The organism is Paenibacillus sp. IHBB 10380, assembly GCF_000949425.1.
In the GTDB taxonomy this organism is placed as follows: Bacteria; Bacillota; Bacilli; order Paenibacillales; family Paenibacillaceae; genus Paenibacillus_AQ.
The window spans coordinates 4,889,855-4,909,195 of sequence record NZ_CP010976.1 but is presented as its reverse complement, the minus strand read 5'-3'; the positions used below and the strand labels follow the sequence as shown (position 1 = coordinate 4,909,195).

Annotated in this window: 20 protein-coding genes, 1 rRNA gene, 2 pseudogenes and 1 riboswitch; of the genes and pseudogenes, 4 read left to right on the top strand and 19 right to left on the bottom strand. The window is 41.2% G+C overall.

Annotation, left to right across the window (positions count from 1 at the left end; genetic code table 11):
- Positions 1 to 47 precede the first annotated feature (47 nt).
- The 5 genes from rsmA to UB51_RS22235 all read right to left on the bottom strand — a co-directional run bounded on the left by rsmA (position 48) and on the right by UB51_RS22235 (position 5,542).
- A complete protein-coding gene (rsmA, locus tag UB51_RS22255; protein WP_044879184.1) occupies positions 48 to 932 on the bottom strand; it encodes a 16S rRNA (adenine(1518)-N(6)/adenine(1519)-N(6))-dimethyltransferase RsmA in 885 nt (294 codons plus the stop codon).
- Between the two features lie 5 nt (positions 933 to 937).
- Positions 938 to 1,480, bottom strand: a complete 543-nt coding sequence (rnmV, locus tag UB51_RS22250; protein ID WP_044879183.1) for a ribonuclease M5 — start codon at positions 1,478 to 1,480, stop codon at positions 938 to 940.
- A 122-nt stretch (positions 1,481 to 1,602) separates the two neighbouring features.
- A complete protein-coding gene (locus tag UB51_RS22245; RefSeq protein WP_044879182.1) occupies positions 1,603 to 2,754 on the bottom strand; it encodes a resuscitation-promoting factor in 1,152 nt (383 codons plus the stop codon).
- 271 nt (positions 2,755 to 3,025) lie between these two features.
- Positions 3,026 to 3,238: riboswitch (cyclic di-AMP (ydaO/yuaA leader) on the bottom strand.
- A gap of 199 nt (positions 3,239 to 3,437) precedes the next feature.
- Positions 3,438 to 4,208: a TatD family hydrolase gene (locus UB51_RS22240; protein ID WP_199924960.1), complete on the bottom strand. Its 771-nt coding sequence runs from the start codon at positions 4,206 to 4,208 to the stop codon at positions 3,438 to 3,440.
- Between the two features lie 50 nt (positions 4,209 to 4,258).
- Complete coding sequence (locus tag UB51_RS22235) at positions 4,259 to 5,542, bottom strand: HD domain-containing protein (RefSeq protein ID WP_044879181.1); 1,284 nt, start codon at positions 5,540 to 5,542, stop codon at positions 4,259 to 4,261.
- Between the two features lie 294 nt (positions 5,543 to 5,836).
- Between UB51_RS22235 and UB51_RS22230 the strand changes: the two genes are divergently transcribed.
- Positions 5,837 to 6,091: an AbrB/MazE/SpoVT family DNA-binding domain-containing protein gene (locus tag UB51_RS22230; RefSeq protein WP_044879180.1), complete on the top strand. Its 255-nt coding sequence runs from the start codon at positions 5,837 to 5,839 to the stop codon at positions 6,089 to 6,091.
- A 234-nt stretch (positions 6,092 to 6,325) separates the two neighbouring features.
- Here UB51_RS22230 and rsmI read toward each other — a convergent pair whose 3' ends face one another.
- The 10 genes from rsmI to UB51_RS22180 form a co-directional block, all read right to left on the bottom strand.
- Positions 6,326 to 7,213, bottom strand: a complete 888-nt coding sequence (gene rsmI / locus UB51_RS22225; RefSeq protein WP_044879179.1) for a 16S rRNA (cytidine(1402)-2'-O)-methyltransferase — start codon at positions 7,211 to 7,213, stop codon at positions 6,326 to 6,328.
- Positions 7,210 to 7,971, bottom strand: coding sequence for a tRNA1(Val) (adenine(37)-N6)-methyltransferase (locus UB51_RS22220; protein WP_044879178.1), 762 nt, complete (start codon positions 7,969 to 7,971; stop codon positions 7,210 to 7,212). The genes rsmI and UB51_RS22220 overlap by 4 nt, the downstream gene beginning before the upstream one ends.
- 146 nt (positions 7,972 to 8,117) lie before the next feature.
- Positions 8,118 to 8,486 carry an initiation-control protein YabA gene (locus UB51_RS22215; protein WP_044879177.1) on the bottom strand — a complete coding sequence of 123 codons (369 nt, stop codon included), beginning with the start codon at positions 8,484 to 8,486 and terminating at the stop codon, positions 8,118 to 8,120.
- A 29-nt stretch (positions 8,487 to 8,515) separates the two neighbouring features.
- Positions 8,516 to 9,316 (bottom strand): PSP1 domain-containing protein, encoded by an 801-nt coding sequence (locus UB51_RS22210; protein ID WP_044879176.1) that lies wholly within the window; start codon positions 9,314 to 9,316, stop codon positions 8,516 to 8,518.
- A gap of 58 nt (positions 9,317 to 9,374) precedes the next feature.
- Positions 9,375 to 10,349 (bottom strand): DNA polymerase III subunit delta', encoded by a 975-nt coding sequence (gene holB, locus UB51_RS22205; protein WP_044879175.1) that lies wholly within the window; start codon positions 10,347 to 10,349, stop codon positions 9,375 to 9,377.
- Positions 10,350 to 10,395: 46 nt separating this feature from the next.
- A complete protein-coding gene (locus tag UB51_RS22200; RefSeq protein WP_044879174.1) occupies positions 10,396 to 10,839 on the bottom strand; it encodes a YaaR family protein in 444 nt (147 codons plus the stop codon).
- Positions 10,840 to 10,880: 41 nt separating this feature from the next.
- A complete protein-coding gene (locus UB51_RS22195; protein WP_044879173.1) occupies positions 10,881 to 11,210 on the bottom strand; it encodes a cyclic-di-AMP receptor in 330 nt (109 codons plus the stop codon).
- Positions 11,211 to 11,284: 74 nt separating this feature from the next.
- Entirely contained in the window at positions 11,285 to 11,929 is a 645-nt protein-coding gene (gene tmk, locus UB51_RS22190) for a dTMP kinase (protein ID WP_144407054.1), read from the bottom strand.
- Positions 11,929 to 13,605 carry an aminotransferase class I/II-fold pyridoxal phosphate-dependent enzyme gene (locus UB51_RS22185; protein ID WP_082063227.1) on the bottom strand — a complete coding sequence of 559 codons (1,677 nt, stop codon included), beginning with the start codon at positions 13,603 to 13,605 and terminating at the stop codon, positions 11,929 to 11,931. The genes tmk and UB51_RS22185 overlap by 1 nt, the downstream gene beginning before the upstream one ends.
- A 270-nt stretch (positions 13,606 to 13,875) precedes the next feature.
- Positions 13,876 to 14,061, bottom strand: a complete 186-nt coding sequence (locus tag UB51_RS22180) for a sigma factor G inhibitor Gin (RefSeq protein WP_044880363.1) — start codon at positions 14,059 to 14,061, stop codon at positions 13,876 to 13,878.
- 232 nt (positions 14,062 to 14,293) lie between these two features.
- Between UB51_RS22180 and UB51_RS22175 the strand changes: the two genes are divergently transcribed.
- Positions 14,294 to 14,818: a hypothetical protein gene (locus UB51_RS22175; RefSeq protein WP_044879171.1), complete on the top strand. Its 525-nt coding sequence runs from the start codon at positions 14,294 to 14,296 to the stop codon at positions 14,816 to 14,818.
- Positions 14,819 to 14,886: 68 nt separating this feature from the next.
- On the opposite strand, the gene UB51_RS22170 is transcribed toward UB51_RS22175, so the two are convergent.
- The 3 genes and pseudogenes from UB51_RS22170 to UB51_RS28030 form a co-directional block, all read right to left on the bottom strand.
- Positions 14,887 to 15,303: a hypothetical protein gene (locus UB51_RS22170; RefSeq protein ID WP_044879170.1), complete on the bottom strand. Its 417-nt coding sequence runs from the start codon at positions 15,301 to 15,303 to the stop codon at positions 14,887 to 14,889.
- Positions 15,304 to 15,931: 628 nt separating this feature from the next.
- Positions 15,932 to 16,148: pseudogene (locus UB51_RS29155) on the bottom strand (Gfo/Idh/MocA family protein); the annotation flags it as partial.
- Between the two features lie 439 nt (positions 16,149 to 16,587).
- Positions 16,588 to 16,713 (bottom strand): annotated as a pseudogene (locus tag UB51_RS28030) (Gfo/Idh/MocA family protein); the annotation flags it as partial.
- Between the two features lie 185 nt (positions 16,714 to 16,898).
- Here UB51_RS28030 and UB51_RS22165 point away from each other — a divergent pair.
- Together UB51_RS22165 and UB51_RS22160 are read left to right on the top strand one after the other, a co-directional pair.
- Complete coding sequence (locus UB51_RS22165; protein WP_044879169.1) at positions 16,899 to 17,894, top strand: ketoacyl-ACP synthase III; 996 nt, start codon at positions 16,899 to 16,901, stop codon at positions 17,892 to 17,894.
- Positions 17,895 to 18,216: 322 nt separating this feature from the next.
- Positions 18,217 to 18,768 (top strand): MORN repeat-containing protein, encoded by a 552-nt coding sequence (locus UB51_RS22160; RefSeq protein ID WP_044879168.1) that lies wholly within the window; start codon positions 18,217 to 18,219, stop codon positions 18,766 to 18,768.
- A 426-nt stretch (positions 18,769 to 19,194) separates the two neighbouring features.
- Here UB51_RS22160 and rrf read toward each other — a convergent pair.
- Positions 19,195 to 19,311 (bottom strand): 5S ribosomal RNA (rrf, locus tag UB51_RS22155).
- Positions 19,312 to 19,341 lie beyond the last annotated feature (30 nt).

Genomic DNA, 19,341 nt, shown 5'->3' with positions numbered 1-19,341 from the left:
CATGGTATGGGCGAATGCTCTTATTGGTTCATCTAAATTTGAGGTATTTAGTGAATACCTGCTTCTAACAAGACATTACTAAGTGTAGCAAACTCTTGTAAACTAAGCGTTTCCCCGCGTCGTGAAGGGGTAATTCCGGCCTGCTCCAGTAGAGCATCAATCCGTTCACGACCTTCTTCGGGTGTAAAGCGACTCTTTAGATTATTAGAAATGGTCTTGCGCCGCTGTGCGAAGGAAGAGTGCACCACATCGAAATAATGTCTCTCATCCTTCACATCTACAGGTGGATGCTCCCGCACTGTAAGACGGATAACCGCCGAATCCACATTAGGTTGAGGAATGAACACCGTGTTGGGAACGATGCAGATGAGCTCAGGCTCACTGTAATATTGAACCGCAATACTAAGACTGCCATACTCCTTACTCCCTGGAGAAGCAGCCATTCGCTCAGCAACTTCCTTCTGAATCATGACAACGATATGCTCTAGAGGCAACTTTCCCTCGAGTAGTTTCATCAAGATCGGGGTAGTAACATAGTAAGGTAAGTTAGCAACTACGCTCACCTTGGACACCTCGCTGAATTGAGTCTGGAACAATTCCTGTAAGTCCACTTCCAGTACATCGGCCTGCTGTACCTGAACATGCGGATAGGGTTCCAGCACTTCCTGCAAGATGGGAATAAGACGGCGATCAATTTCCACTGCAGTAACCGTGCCTGCTACCTGTGCCAGCTTTTCCGTAAGTGCTCCAATACCAGGACCAATCTCTAAAGCCCCTTTAGTGGAGTCTAGTTCTGCCGCATTTACAATTTTAGTTAATATATTTTGATCAATCAGGAAATTCTGACCCAAGCTTTTCTTAAAAGAAAACCCATGCCGCCGAATGATCTCTTTTGTTCGCCGTGGTGTAGCGATATCATCTATACCATTCATATGATTTAACCTCCCTCTTCTATTTGGGCGAGGGCACACACAAATTCATCGCGCGTAATCTGAAACATAGCTAAGCGCTTAAGAAATTGCTTGCCGTTACAATACCCAATCCCGAGAATGTTGCCCATAGCCATCCTGCGTGCGGATGCTTCGGGATGAACAAGTAGACCTGCTTGTACTAGATCCTCCATATCAATTAAGCTCTCTGCGCCCTCATATGAGGTATGTACTCGAGCTAATGCATGCTGTATGGCTGCAGGTGAGGCATTCTCAACCCCAATATCACCTTTTTTTGTCGCCTCAGCTTCAGGAATGAATGCATGCTTGCATCCAGGCACCTTCGCCGTAATAATTTTGCGAATACGCTCTCCCGCGTGATCCGGATCTGTTAATACAATAACGCCCCTACGCTCTTGCGCTAGAGCAATTCGTTGTAGAATACGGGCATTTATAGCTGAACCACCCGTCTCAATAGTATCTGCATCTACCGCTCTTTTAATAGCTGTTGTATCATCGCGACCTTCCACAACGATAATTTCTTTAATCATTCGAATATTCCTCCCTGGACAAGACAACAACAAAAAGAAGAGGAATACACCTCTTCTTAGCATGACATAACAATGACCTTAATATTATAGCATTAGAAAGCTGTTGTAAAACCTAAAGCAGATTAGTTAAGCTCTGGCTTTACAGGTCCGATCACATATACTGTTCTTCCTGATTTACGACCGAAGTTACGTGCATTCTGTAGAGAATCAAAGTACATATCGATCTTATTTCCATTGATGGCACCGCCCGTATCTTCTGCACGGCGGAAGCCCATACCTTCAATGTAAACCCACCAACCTAATGGAATCACATTAGGATCAACAGCAATTGTACGTCCTTCCGTTACACGAGTGCCCGAAGCAGTACGTGTACCAATCCCAGGCTCCTGTGATGAATAGGCAGTCATAGATACATTATTTAGTACTTTCTTGTAAGTAAAATCTACACCAGCCTTACTTACCTGATTGTTGGAGCTAACTTTGGTTATTGAACTCTTAGAATTAACCTTAGCTTGAGCCACAACTGCTTTAGGAGCTTCTACCTTCGTTCCTACCGCAATCACTTTATGCTGTGTCTTGGCCTGTACTTCTTTGCCTATCATACGCATAGACACCAGTTTGCCGTCTTGGTATATTTTCTCGATATTTTGAATGATCGTTCCGGTTTGCCCCTTCTGTACCACTTTGATATTGCCCTTCAAGACCGTTGCATCTGCTGTTTTAATAGTCCGAAAAGGTACTTTCTCTGTGCGTTGTACAGTCTGTTTGTTGATCCGAACGATCTTAATGTTCATATTATCTGTGACCGATGAGGTCAGAGAAGGAAATATTTTATCATCGCTCTCTAGTGAAAGTCCTAATTCATTCATAGCACCGTTCACTGTGCTCTTAGTTGTAAATCTAGTCTTCGTTCGACCATCTGCTGTCACTTGAATCTTAACTGCACGGGAAATTACTATTTTATCCCCGTCTACAAGTGAACCGTTCAAAGGCATGGAAACTTGATCTTCTGGCTTCAGTACTATAGCCTCTTCATCCAGCATTTCCTGAAGTATTGTCCGACTTGTTTCCACCGCTTTAACTTGACCATCTACCACCAGATACACTTGTTTGCGCGCTTGAAAACTAACAAGCAGCAAAATCATAAGAGTGATCGCGATTGAAATAATAGCTGCAAGTGAGATCTTACTTAAATACTCATGCCTCCATCGCAATGCGTAAGTCATGCTGGATGATGGTGAATCATGGGTTTCTTCTTGTTGAAAACCGCCCACTTTCCGATCCTCCTTCATAGCCTCGCCGTCTAAGATAACGCATGATTGTAATTGACGTGACTATATTTAAATTTTTACAGGACTCTTAACATAAAATACTGTCCTGCATCATGTACCCGTCTGCCCGACATGTTTGTCACCCCCTGTTAAACAACAGTATGATGACATCATTACCTTTATTCTAAAACAAAAGAAGCCAAAAGAAAGAGTTAGAGGAACTCTTTCGTGGCTTCCGCAATTGTTAGAACAATGGGAAATGTATGCACGAGGTTGCCTCTCTTCATAACGCTTACGAGGTTAGCTGTCGGGTTTGGACGAAAGAGAGCCGCCCTATCTTAGGTCATCCGCTCATGGCGCACGCCCTCAAATTCACCCCTAGACCCTAGTAAAGAAATCATATATGCCATCAACACAATTTTGTGAAGTATCTGGTCATATTGGTTTCCCCGTTCTCTTATACAAAGAGATTCAGCGAGACTGGTTCAGGAAATATTGCTGTTCTAATACAGAGCAGCTCATACCACTGAAAAGATGATATCCTGTTTACATGCATGTTGTAAAGGAGTAATCAACCACGTAAATCTGAATAAATGGTTAAAATAATGTAATATTCTCGCTTAATATGGTTAAAAAACCTTAATCATTCGCTTTTACTCGTTTTTACACCTGTTTTTCTCCATTTCTTACAAAATTCCAAATCGTTCCAGTGCGTTTCGGGTAGTTATTTGGGCCAACTCTTCGATGTCAACCCCTTTAATTTGGGCTGCAGCCTCTGCAACTAATCTTACATGCGCAGATTCATTTCTCTTTCCACGAAATGGATGCGGCGTCAAATACGGGGAGTCCGTTTCGATCAATAATCGATCCATAGGCACCTGTTGTAAGACCTCTTTTGGCTGCTTCGCATTCTTGAACGTAATCGGTCCGCCGAAGGATAAATGAAATCCCATATCCAAGCAACTTTTAGCAGTTTCCCAGCTACCTGAATAAGAATGCATAACACCACCAACTTCACTTGCCTTCTCCTCACGCAAAATTCTGACGACATCTTCGTGAGCATCCCGATTATGAATGACAATCGGCATATTAAGCTCCCGAGCTAGTCCGATTTGCTGACGAAATACACGGTGCTGAACATCCTTGGGAGAGGTATCCCAATAATAATCAAGACCAATTTCGCCGATGGCCACCACTTTATCGTGTTTGCATAAGGATGCAATCCACGCCATGTCTTCTTCCTTCATGGTAATGGCATCTTGAGGATGCCAGCCCACTGCCGCATAAATGAAATCATATTGCTCAGCCAATTTCATTGTCGTAGGAATGGTTTCTCGATTAAACCCTACGTTAATCATTTTGCTTACTCCCGCTTCTAACGCACTCGCTATGACCTCTTCGCGGTCTTCGTCGAATTGCGGTGCATCGAGATGCGTGTGTGTATCAAATAACATCATTCTAAAAAACTCCCTTCTTGTCGATCACTTGATGATTAATAAATATAATATTATGACTTGAATATACGAGCAACCGCAGGTGAGAACATGGGTAATGCCGCTTTAAGCTTCTCTTCTGGATAATAGAGGTGTTTGTTCCCCCGATGCAGTCCACTTATAGAACGTACAATATCCGACACTTCAGAAATTTCCAGTAACCGTTCTTGTCGATCCAATAGCAAAATTTGTTTCTGACTAGCCTCGTCGCCCGGATGAAAAACATCATAAGGGAGATCCGTGGGGAAATCACTTTCGAGATCATAATCGGGATTTAAACCTGCTTTTTGAAATTCCAGCTTAATTTCACTCATCATATCCTTATCCAAAGTTTCCAATTCCACATATTTATAAAGCCTGCGGTTTATAAAGCGACTACAAAGCTGACTCAGTATGTCATCTTCCTCCCCGATCCACTGCATAAATGCAGTCTGAAGGAGTGATTCATCCATTTGAAGGTATAACTCCACAGTCACATTATCCTCAAACAACCCTTGTAGTGGTTTTAGCATAAATTTAAATTGGAATTGGCCCCTATATAGTTCTTTCGCCCGACGAAAAATTTGACGAAGTAAAATTTCCGAACTGCGAGTCACCGGATGAAAGTATACTTGCCAGTACATTTGATAGCGTGACATGAGATAATCCTCCACTGCATGCATACCTGACTCTTTTACAACAATCCGATCTTGGTAAGGCCTTAACAGCCTTATAATTCGGTCAACATCGATCGTACCATAATTTACACCTGTATAATAAGCGTCACGCAGCAAGTAGTCCATACGATCCGCATCTAGTGGACTGGATACCAGATTAACAACAATGGGCTTATCATATGTTTTGGCAATGACTGACGCCACCTTCGCTGGCAATTCAGGATCTACCTCACGTAGAATATCATGTACTTCAGTATTCCCCATAATAATCCGGCAAGTCCAATCCTCATGATTCATATGAAAAGCTTCTTCTATAGAATGAGAGAAAGGCCCATGTCCCAAATCATGCAAGAGTGCAGCACAAAGAGTCAACAGCTTCTCTTCCTTCGGCCAATCCGTATAGTGATTCTGTTCAAATAAAGAAATAATTTTACGTGTAATTTCATAGACCCCGAGCGAATGTGAGAATCGACTATGTTCTGCTCCATGAAAAGTCATATAGGAAGTCCCCAATTGACGTATTCTACGCAATCGTTGAAATTCTGAAGTGTTAATCAAACGCCAAATTGTCGCATCCTGAACATGGACATAATTATGGACTGGATCTTTGAATACTTTTTCCTCATTTAGACGACCTAACATACTCCTTCAACTCCCTTTTTCAACAAATATCTGCTCAGTTTCGACATCGTATGTCGAAACTTGTCAAACTTAGGCGGATCTTAAATTTCCAAATCGACATGAATCGCATCCACATTTTCAACCTTATCTTTCATGCTCCTAAGCCCTGCAACGCGTCACTCAATAAAATAAATAAAAAAAATTGATTTAATAGGTTGACTGTTTTGGGAATCGTTGGTATTATAAATATCATAAAAGCGAGAAGTATGTCGAATTATGACATTGTGAAGAATCGCGAGAGGAGCAATGATTAGTATGATGAAGTCAACTGGGATTGTAAGAAAGGTAGACGAGCTTGGACGGGTTGTTATCCCAATCGAATTGCGTCGTACACTAGGTATTGGAGAGAAAGATGCTCTTGAAATTTACGTAGATGGTGAACGCATTATGCTGAAAAAATACGAGCCAGCTTGCATCTTCTGCGGCAATGCTGAAAACGTTATATACTTCAAAGGTAAAATCGTTTGCAGCGAATGTATCTCCGAAATTCCAGTACCTGTGACAAACTAAACAAAATAGTGTATACTAGCAATAATCAAATTGTTAATTCTAACCTTTTTAATATCTCCTTAATGTCTTCCGCGGCTTAACTCAGAGCCGGAGGGAGACATTCTTTTTTGTCAAAATACTGTAGATCCTTATCATTGTGGCGTCATATTACCGTTTCACTTAAAATATTAGAAAGTTACCTTTCTAATATTTCACCAGTAAACGAATGCCGTCCCTCTAGGACGACGATGTCTTTTATTCTTGTAGTAAGGCATTGTAGATATCCCGCTTCGTTACCCCACGATCTGAAGCCACCTTCTTCATTGCATCTTTTCGTGTCATACCATCCTTCTCATAACGATCGACGTGTTCTTCTAAGGGTAATTCTTGCCACCAAGCGTCTCTAAGCTTTTGTTCCTCTTCTTGACTCGCGCCATCTACAACAAGCACATACTCCCCAATCGGCGGATGTCCCTCTAGCCATGTCAAACATTCTTCTACCGTACCGCGTACCCATTCCTCATACCTCTTCGTTAATTCACGAGCAAGAACAACACGTCGATTCCCAAGCGACTCCAGTAAGAAGCCTAAGGTCTTTATTACCCGATGTGGTGATTCATAGAACAACAATGTGCCTTGTGAAGATTGCAGCGATGATAGCAAAGACTTAATATCTTTACGCTCACGAGGTAAGAACCCCACAAAGGTGAACCGTTCGGTTGAGATTCCTGAGGCAATAAGTGCCGTAAGAGCAGCGTTTGCACCTGGGATGGGAATGACTCGAATTCCTGCTGCTAGAGCTAATTTAACAAGATCTGACCCAGGATCCGAAATCGCCGGTAGACCAGCGTCGCTGACCAATGCTAAATTTTTTCCTTCTATAATATACCTAATTAATTCAGGTCCACTTGCAGCCTTATTATGCTCATGGTAACTGAACAACATAGAAGGTGAAATATCAAAATGAGTTAACAGTTTACGCGTCTGTCTTGTATCCTCTGCTGCAATAATGTCACATTCTTGTAATACCCGTACAGCACGAAAAGTCATATCTTCTAAATTACCAATCGGTGTGGCTACAAGATACAATGACCCACTACCCACCTCTATTTCCTGAAAGCTGCTTTGCCTAATTAGACTCATAGTTCTCCCTCCTTTGATCCGTAGTAAATATCTAACATCTCTTGGCAATATTCATTCTGTTCATTATATACAATAAGTGGTGGTTGAATTCGAACCTCTGGTTTACCATCACGAAGCGCTTCAATAAGGACCATATTGGCCTCTAGGTGAGCGCGAGGATGAACGAAGCGAATTCGCTTCGGCTCAAGTCTATAAGTTCGCATTAAAGTCATTAACTCACCTAAGCGTTGTGGCTTATGTACCATATTGACTTTTCCACCCGGACGAACAAGACGTGAACAAGCTTGTAATACTTCTTCTAATGTACAATTAATTTCATGACGAGCTAGCGCATGATGTGAATTAAGTTTCATATCACTTCCATTCAGCGGCATATAAGGAGGGTTAACAGTAATCGCATCATATACGCCATGACCCATTTCTAAATGGAGCTCCCGTAAATCCCCTTCTCGGATAAGGATAGACTCTTGAAGATCATTTAGTTCTACACTTCTTCTTGCCATATCAGCTAATCTGGGTTGAATTTCAATACCCTCTATATTTGCTTTTGTTCGAGACGTTAGTAATAACGGAATAACACCATTCCCCGTACATAAGTCAAGGATGCGACCTTTAGGTGGAACACTAGCAAATCGGGCTAACAAAACAGCATCCATGGAGAAACTAAACACTTCATCACTTTGGATAATATGGAGATCATGTGTAAGTAAATCATCCACACGTTCCGAATCTTGTAAATTAATATTCTCTATATTCATACACTCAATCCTTACCTTCAGATTATTTAGCAAAGATAAACGACTTCGTCGTCGCCAAAGGACGACATTCGGTTACCGATGAAATATTAAAAAGTTCAATCCTTCTAATATTGAAAAAAACCGTAGGCAAATTTCCCTACGGCTTGTTATTTATTCAAAAAGGAAAGACAGAACAGACAGTCGCCTTCCGTTCGTAAGTGTCCATAATAGACATTACAAATATGGAAGCCTTCATGATACAGCCTAGCAAGGTTATCATATCCCTCACCCACGATATCCTCTGGAAGAATAATATCTTCTGAGGCGTGGAGAGGCAAAGAAGTAATGACTCCATTTTCGGCAGGCTGTACCTCCCTTTTTAAAATTTTGCGAAGCTGTTCATTCTCAAGAAGTAGTCGGTTATTATCCTCCAATAGCTCCTTGATGACCAACTTCAGTTCACCTAGATTACTTTGCATTTGTCCCATTTGCGCTTCCATTTCCTGCATGCGTTGAAATACATTTTTCTTCTCCAAGTTTCCACCTCGAAAGTAACCTCTATGGTCTACTTTATGACAACATCATCCATTGGAAGTTCTTTGACTTTGCCAAGTTCGAATATCTGCACATGAACAATACGGCTAGCAGCATTAATGCCAACAACTTTACCATCACCCAAAGAGGTAACAACAAACTTTCCAACTGCTGGCAGTTCCTCTCTCACACTTTCGTAATTATCATGCTCAAACTTGAGGCAACACATGAGTCTTCCACACAAACCAGAAATTTTAGTTGGGTTCAGCGATAAACGCTGATCCTTTGCCATCTTGATAGACACCGGTTCGAAATCACCAAGCCAAGAAGAGCAGCACAGAATTCGTCCACATGGGCCAATCCCGCCCAACATTTTGGCTTCATCCCTTACACCAATCTGTCTCAGTTCAATTCTTGTTCGGAAAATACTGGCGAGATCTTTAACAAGTTCCCGAAAGTCCACTCTTCCCTCAGCTGTAAAATAAAATATAATTTTATTCCGGTCAAACGTAAATTCTACATCGACGAGCTTCATTTTGAGTTCGTGATCCCGAATTTTATTTAAACAGGTAGCAAATGCATCCTTTGCCGCCAGTTGATTCTCCTCCACTACAATGGCGTCAGAATCACTGGCGATTCGAATCACTTTTTTCAGCGGCAGTACCACATCGGATTCTTGCACCTCTTTTTTTCCAACTACAACTTTGCCATATTCGATTCCTCGCGCTGTCTCAACGATAACGCTATTGTCCTTTACAATTGGAAAGTCCAACGGATCGAAATAATAAATTTTGCCCGCCTTTTTAAAGCGAACACCCACTACACTATACAAAAGCTCTAACCCCCTTGCATCACATCATGGTGATACCGAACTTTGAGCTGATAGCTTATTATCCACCAAGCCCAATTAGAAATTGTTCCAGACAGAGTTGAGCATTCACATTGAAACGTAGCTTCTTCTTACATTCAGCGGCTAGGTCCATATATGAGACCCACTGTGCCGTTGTGCGTGTTGAAGCATGTGATGTCAAGAACTCTAGCTGATCTATAAAAACGATACTTTCGTGCCTTTCATATTGAACATGGAGCATATCTTTGAACCACAAATGAAACAGGTTAAACAGAATATCCATATGTTCTGAGAGTCCAGCCTTGAACAGTCTTGTCCCCGCAGTAATGAAGGGTGAGCTGCCTTTGCCTATACACTCCTTACCTAATTGTAACACTACATTTCTAATTTCTGCAAACGTATTCTGCTCAAGGAGTTCCCTACATCCTTCCAATCCTGAGGATAAATGTATAGCACAGCGTATTAGTGGTGAAGGATAACCCTCATCGCTTAAAACTTGGAACATTATCGCAGGGCTTAGTGAGCTAAAAGGAACCCGCTGTGACCTCGATTGAATTGTAGGAAGGACAGCTTGTCCATTCTCAGCAATCAGAATAGCAACAGCAGGAATTGGAGGTTCTTCCAGAAACTTTAGCAAACTGTTTGCAGCTTGATTCGTCATTTTGTCCGCTTGATCGATAATATATACTTTCGGATTTTTAGATTCCGAACGATAGGAAAAGACCCGCTGTAATCCGCGGATCTGGTCAATTTTGATCGTTGAACCGTCGGGAGAAATTAGATGTAGGTCTGAATGGTTGCCATGCTCTACTTTACGGCATTCTAGACAATGTCCACAGGCATCATCCTTACATTCCGTACAGAATATCGCCTGCGCAAAGGTTAATGCTATCTTCATCTGACCACTACCCGCAGGACCACTAAATAAATAGGCGTGGCTCATATTATCACTGCGTAGTCCATTCTGAAGCATTTGCTTCACCGTATCCTGACCTATAATATCATTAAAAGACATAATTCCTCACTTCCTGGTAATCATTCTACAACTCACCTACTGGGTGTTAGAAGCTTAAATTAATCAGCATTCCACGTATTTCACCCATACGCTGTAACAAATCTATTTTACCTTCTTCGCTCTCTAATAACTCATCCGCCATCGCTAGTAATACAGAATCAATCTCATCAATTAATTTATATCGTTTGCCTCGGCCACGTCGATCCCAGCCTCGGGTATCCCTCATCGTGACAGCTTGCCGAACTGTATCTTCAAGAAATCTTTTAACCATCATACGATAAGATTTCAACTCTCGAATTGTCATAGATCGTGCAAGACGATCTCCTTGCATCTGAATTTCTTTAAATCGGCGTCCTAGCTCTTCTTGCGTAGCCTGTTGCCCTTTTTGTTGAATAACATCAGAAAACGACTGTTGAATAATTGGTTTGGCTCCTCCCTCTGGGAGAGGAAGCTCACTTTTAATAGGTCTGAAACCTGGATTTATTTTCAAAGGATAGCACCTGCCTTTATAATGACCAATAAAGAAATCAATTAGAAATGTTCAAACCGCTCTACAGGCAATACGAATACCGTTGCCCCACCTACTTGAACTTCTACCGGAAGTGGCAAATAGGAATCTGTCGTTCCACTCATCGGTGTTACTGGCGTAACTAACTGTTCACGTACCTTACAACTCTTATTAATAACACTCATTACAGACTCTATCTGATTGTCGTCTACCCCAATCATAAATGTGGTATTACCTGCACGCAAGAACCCTCCTGTACTAGCAAGTTTCGTAGCACGAAAATTAGCCTTCACCAATTCTCCTGACAGCCTATTACTATCTTTATCCTGTACAATCGCAACGATTAGTTTCATCTTGCATTCCCTCCTCATTATAATAGAGTCACTCACGACTATTACCTCTTCTATACTACACTATTTGACAGAGATCAATAAAAATCCTTTAAGATACCCTTCTCCATAGCCTGAATAATGTCATTTTCTATCTGTTCAGGTTTTTGCGATGCATCAATCACAATGATTCGATCTGAATAAAGCTCCACTAGCTTTCTATATCCCTCACGAACTTTATGATGAAACGCTAGCCCTTCTAAATCCAGGCGATTCACTTCCCTCTCCTTGCTAGCATCAATACGGGATAGCCCAAGCTCAGGCTCAATGTCTAAATAGAATGTAACATCGGGTAGAAGAGAATCAATGGCAAACTTGTTCATATTCCACACTTCTTCAATTCCAAGTCCCCGAGCATACCCCTGATACACAAGACTGCTATCAACAAAACGATCACATAGAACAATATTACCCGCTTGTAGTACTGGTTCAACCTTTTCTACTAAATGTTGACGTCTTGAAGCCGCATATAATAACGCCTCTGTCCTTGCATCCATTGCTGTATTATGGGGATCAAGAATAATATCACGAATCTTCTCTGAAATTTCAATACCACCGGGTTCACGTGTAAGGAGGTGCGGTAAGAACCGTCTCTCCAAATAAGAACTTAACCGACTAATAACCGTTGTCTTGCCGGATCCTTCGCCACCCTCGAGTGTAATAAATTTGCCTCTTGTGTTCATTATTTTTCCTGCTTTCTGACCTTTTTATAGACGTTAACGGTGTGCAGATCAGGATCAGCAGCTCCCTGGCATTTAGCTCCTGCCTCAGCAAGACTCATTAACTGTTGACCAACCTCGGACGTGATCTCCTCACCCGCATATAATATTGGAATCCCTGGCGGATAAGGAATAATCATCTCTGCTGCAATTCTTCCTGCACACTCTTCTAATAATACAGGTTCGATCATTTTTGTAGGTAATGATTTGAGTCCGAAAGGAACAGGAAGTGATAAATTTCCCGAAAAAATGTTCCACGTGGAAAATTCGACAGTATTAGAGTCAAATGAGCCCCTTTCATATTGCCCATGGGCCTCATCCATTTCTATAGATATATGCTGTACAACCTCCAAAAGGTGCCTAACATCCTTCATGGTAGATCCTAAACTAAAGAGTAAGACGACATACCGCGCGTCGCTCATCTCTGGGATGCATCCGCACGCTTCTAGGCGGCGCTGAAGTTCGTAGCCGCTTAGGACCTCGGAGTCGTCATATATGACGACCTTAAAAGGGTCCTGCGTCGCATACGCCGCCAGCGAAGCTAGCGGCGGCGCGGTACTACCCGCCGCGTCTTCGCCGGCGGGAGTCTCCCCGGGCTGCGCAGGTTGCAGCAGCCCGAAGCGCGGCAGCTCCGCGAGCCCGCGCTTGAATGCTTCCACGGCGGCGAGTCCCGCCGTGAAGGTGTCCGCGCCGCCCACGTGCAACTGGCGGCGGGCTAGGTCAAGCGAAGCCATCACGGGGTATGATGGGCTGGAGCTCTGGATCATCGCAAGCCGCTGCCGAAGCAGCGTGCGGTCTAGAAGCATACCCTGCACATGCAGCATCGCGCCCATCGTGAGCGCAGCTAACATCTTATGTGTTGACTGCACAACACCGTCCGCTCCGCAGGACAATGCACTTGGGGGCAGATCAAGATGCTGCCCGAAATGAGCACCATGTGCCTCATCAACAAGCAAAGGCACATTATAGCCGTGGCAAAGGTCTGCCAATGACGTAAGATCCCTACCCATACCATAATAATTAGGCATCGTGACAAGTACACCCTTAGCCTCTGGATAAGCCAATAATGCTTGCTTCACTGTCTCATTGGAGGGAGCTATCGCCAGTCTAGTTACAGGATCTATTTCCGGTTGCATGAACACCGCTTGCGCTCCTGCCAACATCAGACCATGTAACACAGATTTATGTACATTCCGCTGAACCAATAGCACATCTTCAGGACCACTACATACGGTCAAGATGAGTGCCAAGTTCCCCACCGTACTGCCTCCTATAAGAAAATAACTCTCCTCTGCACCGAAACACTTAGCAGCAAGCGACTGGGCTTCACGAATAATGCCCTCCGGATGATGAAGATCATCCGTACCCGTAATTTCTGTAACATCGATCCTCATGATATCCGACAATAATCCTGCTCCATCAGAAGAGGTATAAGCTTGACCATTTTTATGACCAGGAACATGAAAAGACGCACAATCTCGTCTTTTATATTCAAGCAACGCCTCATATAGAGGTGCACTGCTTGTACGTTCACACTCTTTAATCTCATACTCGATCTGATTATTATCACTTTTTATATCGTTATGAATTGTTATATCTTCACTAACCAAATCGGATTTTTTTCTGTGTTTTATAGACATGAATCGTTCGGTTCCTTCCATACATAAGTCTATAGGCTGTTTTAGCGCAATTCAGACTTGACGCCTATGCTTAACTTCATTTTATAATTGCCTTTCTTCTATTGTATTATCTCATGTCCTTCTTCACAAACCCACTCCCATAAACAAGGATAAACGAATATCGTCCCACAAGGGCAACATTCGTTTATGGATGAAATATTAGAAAGTTCGTACCCTCTGATATTTTAAAAAAAGAGCCGCCCTACGCCGCCCCTATTTTTTCACTATAGTCTAAACATTGACCTGCTCACTGATTTGTTTCATTTGATGAATAAAAAAACGATATTTTACTTCTTCCGTGTTCGTATGCACCATTTCCGATTCGCAAGCCTCGCAAATAAATTGAGAGAGAATACATATTCCCTCTTCTTTATCTTGCCCGCAAATAATACAGACGTGTTCGGTTTGATTATCCATATCAACCATCCCACCTTGTCTCTTTTCCTATCAGTATGCTACAGTTTCTACTATTTTAAACCTTTTCATAGAACTTTCATATTTCTTGTGATCCATCCTTTATTATCTTACATGTGTATTCGACTGCCTCTTCTGACGTGTCTGTACTATATACATTTTACATCTTTACAAAAACTATTTTTAAACCGATATATTTATTATAAGAAACCTCAAAGGAGGAGAGTCGTATTATATGGTAGGAGAAACAGAACCGAGAGCAACCTTTTATCAATACAAACTTATTAAAAAAGTACCGGTATCTAACCCATTAATGATGTTTTATATGATTCTTCCATGTATCGCATTGGTTATGGAAATAACCATGCTTCATTGGACAAGTATTTTTTATTTTATTTTAGCGGCACCCATCGTTTTGTGGATTCAATATGTCATTTCTCGTTCTGTACTATTAATTGCAGGATTTCATTATCATAAAAAATGGGCGTTCTCCTTGAAGCTCCCTTGGTTAGGTTACATGCCTAATCAGCATATTAACTACCCTTTATTTCGCAAAGTTTATTTCCATACCGGATGGATCGGCTTATGTGTTTTTCTTATTCTAACTTTCTGGTCCCCGTTATCCTTTATCATCTCCTTGCTATTTTGGCATTTTTGGTACATATTGCCAAGAATATATATCTATGTAAAACTATCTCGTCAACGGAAAGATGGCATGATTAAATTTAACGTTAAGGACATCTCCTACTATAAGCAATAAGATATATCTCAAATATTTAGAATACAAAAAGATCCTCTTTCTTATCATGAAAGGGATCTTCTTCTTAATTATTTATTATCTAGACTACGTATGACAGACTTATCAGCGATTTTAGGCACCATGATCATGAAAAAATCATCATGAATCGTTACTTGAACCACTCGACTGTCTTTATTAAATACTCTTGATGTATCGCTCTGTTCATCCTCTTTCTCCTGCCAACCCCAACTTTTTATAGTTTGCAAATAGACCTCAGGAATACTATCCTCTTCCTTTAGCCCAGGCAGCGAGTAACGAACGTAATTCAACTCTGAATTGCCCGTAGGTCGGTCGGTCTTGCTAGCCACCTTAGGTACAGGGAAATTTTTTTCATTGGCTGCACCTTCAAAGGAATCCCAAGAAATTTCAGAACTATTGCATCCGGTAAGGACCATTATACTCATACATAACAGAACGAGAGCACGTATCCATGTTTTTCCACCCATGTATGTCCTCCTTAACCATTTCGCTACACTTGCGAAAGTATTCAATTCTGCCCTGTTACACCATGTGTCATCGTTGGGAGATGGGTATCCCCCTTTTCTACTTTATTATTATACTTGCTCCCCAATGACCATCGGTAACAAAAGTGTTACATTATTGGCTATGAATCTGTATTACTTCCATTATCAATGTAAATAATCTATCGTTAGGCGATGCCCCTGTTTCTTCATTCTCTCCCGTTAATCATCGGTGGTATGGAGCAATTTCATCCATCCCTACTTCATTCATAGTGATCTACTAGATAAGTAATGACATATTGAATATCGTTCTCCTTATCAGAACGGAATCTCGTTCTCCAACCTTAACCTGACGCAAATCGGCAGCCCTATATAACAACTCATATAATCGCAGCATAAAGCATTCCTCGTCCATATTTCCCACGCTTACTTATTCATCTATCTGACTTATTAATAGTTGAAACTCCTGCTTTTGATCGGGCAATAGAGAGATACGATAATTACGTAACTGTTGGAACGAACGAATCAATTGCCCTACTAAAGATTCAGGTAGAAAAGAAGCTCATAGTGAATAGTAGTACGAACATAAGGTACTCCATCAATAAGATTAGATCTATGTAAATACAACAAGTTGTGTCATAGCTAGCTCTGTGCGTTCCATACAATCTCTATTTAACTGACCAAAGCATAGATAACCAATCTGACCTTTTAGACTATAACGATATTCTCCTTCATGATTCACGAGGTACAGCTAAATCGCCTTCACGACCTCTTGCTATATCGATGTACTTTTTCAGTTCAATATATCCATCCATATCTAAGATGACTGTGATATTGCTCGATCTTATGACTGCCTCTATACATTGCAGAATATTTTTGCCTTACTTTCATCTGGATTATACACCTACTTCAAGGTAGCACCTGCTTCATTTAGCCCATTACACATCCCATAGATATATCCATGATCAAGAGCAATTGCAGCAAAATTAAACTCTCTATACCACAAACTGGGTCTGGTCTCTGACTCTTAAGAGCATAAAACGTACCATCCTTATCTGCCATCAGAAGAAACGATGCCTCCCCCTGTATTTTATTTCCGTTCATTTCAAAGTACGCATCATATATAACGTACTAATATTTAGTACTCTAAATTCAGTTTAATTTATTTTCTATTATCAGAAAAAAGATATCCACAGGTCTGTTTTTTATATTTATGCGTGTTCTTCACTTTTATTAGCTGTGGATAAACTGAATTCGTTACTTTAATTAATCCACAAATAAATTCTCATCCAGCGGTAATGTAATCCAATCATCCATCCATGTCGACAAATACATCGCATTGGATAAGGTTAAACCTTTAATACCTTCTTCATCAGGTACAATCAAAGGGGTACCCAGTCTGATCTCTTAGAATAGCCCACTTGGAATGATCATAATGAGGAATAGACATAATAATCTATGGTCCCTGAAGCCATCATTAATACAGGCTCATTCCAATATTTCATTTAAGCCCCAAGACATAGTACTAATATGTAGTGCTATAATGGTATTGTTCTACTTTACTTAGAGGAGTGATCATATTGAGTATATCTAAAGCACGTATAACCGCAATTGGCAGCTACGCTCCTAAACATATTTTAACTAATTCTGATTTAGAGGCCCTGGTCGAGACCAACGATGAATGGATTACGCAACGCACAGGAGTCAAAGAACGTCGGATTGCGAGCAAAGAAGAATTCACTTCTGATTTATGTATCCAAGCTGTAGCAAATTTAGTTCACACCTACAATCAAACTATAGATGACGTTGATATGATCATAGTAGCAACGACAACATCTGACTTTAATTTTCCCAGTGTAGCCTGCCTTGTTCAAGATCATTTTAACATTAAGGGTACTGGAGCTATGGATTTAAATGCTACTTGTGCTGGATTCGCATACGCTCTTCATTTAGCTAATGGATTAGTCACTGCTAGACTTAACCGTAAGGTATTAGTTATTGCCGGTGAAACGATGTCAAAAGTGACTGATTATACCGATCGTAACACATGTATTCTTTTTGGAGATGGCGCAGGAGCCGTTCTTGTAGAGTACGATGAGCATGATCCTAGTTTTATATCATCTCATATGGGTACCAATGGAGGTGGAGGAATCCATGTATACCGCTCAGGACTATCCGAGGTCATGCAGGGTATTCCACTCCAAGGCTGTGGGAATATTGTTCAAAATGGTAGAGAGGTCTATAAGTGGGCGGTAAGAACCGTTACAGAGGGAACTACACAACTTCTGGAGCAATCACAGACGACCTGGGACAATATTGATTGGTTCGTTCCACATAGCGCTAACCTGAAGATGATTGAATCGATCTGTGCAAAGGTAAATTTCCCATTCGAAAAAACGCTACATAGCGCAACCTATAATGGTAATACTTCTTCCGCGTCTATTCCCCTTTCTCTACATACTGCCGTACAGCAGAATAAACTTAAATACGGAGATCAAATTATCATTTATGGTTTTGGTAGTGGGCTTACTCATGCTGGATTACTTATAAAATGGGGAATTAAGAATTTAACTTAAATTTTCAATAGATGCTATATGCTTAAATCATAAGCATATGGCTTTTTTCTCATGACGGATTGTCATCGAAGTGGGAAAAGAGCAACAGAGCTCATAAATGGTCAATCGCTTCAAATAGATAAAATTTATCGTTCTCATTTTCTTACGTAACCAGAAAGAATAACTTGCGTGTTAATATGTATTCCCCATATAAACTTTCACTTCATATAGATATAGTTTAGTGAATAATGATTGTGGCAATCAATTCGCAACTATGATCACTGATAATATAGTAAAATAAGACAAGCTATAAGCATTATCACTATTGAGGGAGTGTAAGGATTTGAAAAAAAGTATTGTTTGGTTTCTATGCTTCACGATGATCGCCACATTGTTTCTTGATGTAAACATGATCCATGCAGCGGGTAAAATAGGTTCAATCGAGTATGGTAACGGAGTATCCTATTACGGTGAAGTCAAGAACGGAAAGCCTCACGGTACCGGAACGATGACCTGGAACAAAAGCAAAACATACAAAGGTAGCTGGTCCAACGGCAAACGTTTTGGTTACGGTGTATACAGAGCGGTCACCAGCCAGAATGAAGCGATCACGGATTCGATGTATACAGGATACTGGAAAAATGATAAAAAGGACGGCGAGGGCCAGTTGACGGTAAGAATGACGGCTTTTGATGCCACTATTTTAGAGAATTCCATCCAAACGGGAACCTTTACCCAAGATATTTGGGTGACCGGATATGAAGCGCGTCACGGTGAATACGATCCTCCATATGCTTTTGTTTACAAAGACAACAAACTTTATTTAGAAATATTAGGAGGCGATGAAGCAAATTTAGAAGGATTGAAAAATGGGTACTTTTTCTCATTCACCTAAAAAAAAGGAAAAATATACAAAAGCGTTGGGGTCGGTGAAGAGTTTAACCAACAGGAGCTTAAGACATTTATTCAAAGTGTCGAAAAGGAAATCAAACCTCATATTGACCAGTTTACAAAGTTGGCTCAGACCATTTAGAAATGGCTAACTGTGGCTACTATAAACCGTAACTCTAATTTCACATAGTTATAAACGAACTGTTTAGATTACTTAGAGATGACCTCCCTTAATACTTTTGGGGGTCATCCTATTTAATGTCCAATACATGAACTTACTTCCTCATACGTAGCTAAGCCTTGTAGTGTCCTACTCCTTTTCATATGAGCAAGGAAGCGTTCTATAGAAACATGATCCCAACATATATATTTCTTGGTTTAGCTCAATACACATAAAAAACCACTGTCGATAACTTCAACAGTGGTTTTTGCTTGGCGACGTCCTACTCTCCCAGGACCCTGCGGTCCAAGTACCATCGGCGCTGGAGGGCTTAACGGTCGTGTTCGGGATGGGTACGTGTGGAACCCCTCCGCTATCGCCACCAAACGGTATATTCAAGGTTTAATCCTTGAAAAC

Coding starts and splice junctions, on each gene's coding strand:
- rsmA (WP_044879184.1), bottom strand. CDS start 932: ATGAATGGTATAGATGATATCGCTACACCACGGCGAACAAAAGAGATC.
- rnmV (WP_044879183.1), bottom strand. CDS start 1,480: ATGATTAAAGAAATTATCGTTGTGGAAGGTCGCGATGATACAACAGCT.
- UB51_RS22240 (WP_199924960.1), bottom strand. CDS start 4,208: ATGATGTTATTTGATACACACACGCATCTCGATGCACCGCAATTCGAC.
- UB51_RS22235 (WP_044879181.1), bottom strand. CDS start 5,542: ATGTTAGGTCGTCTAAATGAGGAAAAAGTATTCAAAGATCCAGTCCAT.
- UB51_RS22230 (WP_044879180.1), top strand. CDS start 5,837: ATGATGAAGTCAACTGGGATTGTAAGAAAGGTAGACGAGCTTGGACGG.
- rsmI (WP_044879179.1), bottom strand. CDS start 7,213: ATGAGTCTAATTAGGCAAAGCAGCTTTCAGGAAATAGAGGTGGGTAGT.
- UB51_RS22220 (WP_044879178.1), bottom strand. CDS start 7,971: ATGAATATAGAGAATATTAATTTACAAGATTCGGAACGTGTGGATGAT.
- holB (WP_044879175.1), bottom strand. CDS start 10,349: ATGTCTTTTAATGATATTATAGGTCAGGATACGGTGAAGCAAATGCTT.
- UB51_RS22195 (WP_044879173.1), bottom strand. CDS start 11,210: ATGAAACTAATCGTTGCGATTGTACAGGATAAAGATAGTAATAGGCTG.
- tmk (WP_144407054.1), bottom strand. CDS start 11,929: ATGAACACAAGAGGCAAATTTATTACACTCGAGGGTGGCGAAGGATCC.
- UB51_RS22185 (WP_082063227.1), bottom strand. CDS start 13,605: ATGTCTATAAAACACAGAAAAAAATCCGATTTGGTTAGTGAAGATATA.
- UB51_RS22180 (WP_044880363.1), bottom strand. CDS start 14,061: ATGGATAATCAAACCGAACACGTCTGTATTATTTGCGGGCAAGATAAA.
- UB51_RS22175 (WP_044879171.1), top strand. CDS start 14,294: ATGGTAGGAGAAACAGAACCGAGAGCAACCTTTTATCAATACAAACTT.
- UB51_RS22170 (WP_044879170.1), bottom strand. CDS start 15,303: ATGGGTGGAAAAACATGGATACGTGCTCTCGTTCTGTTATGTATGAGT.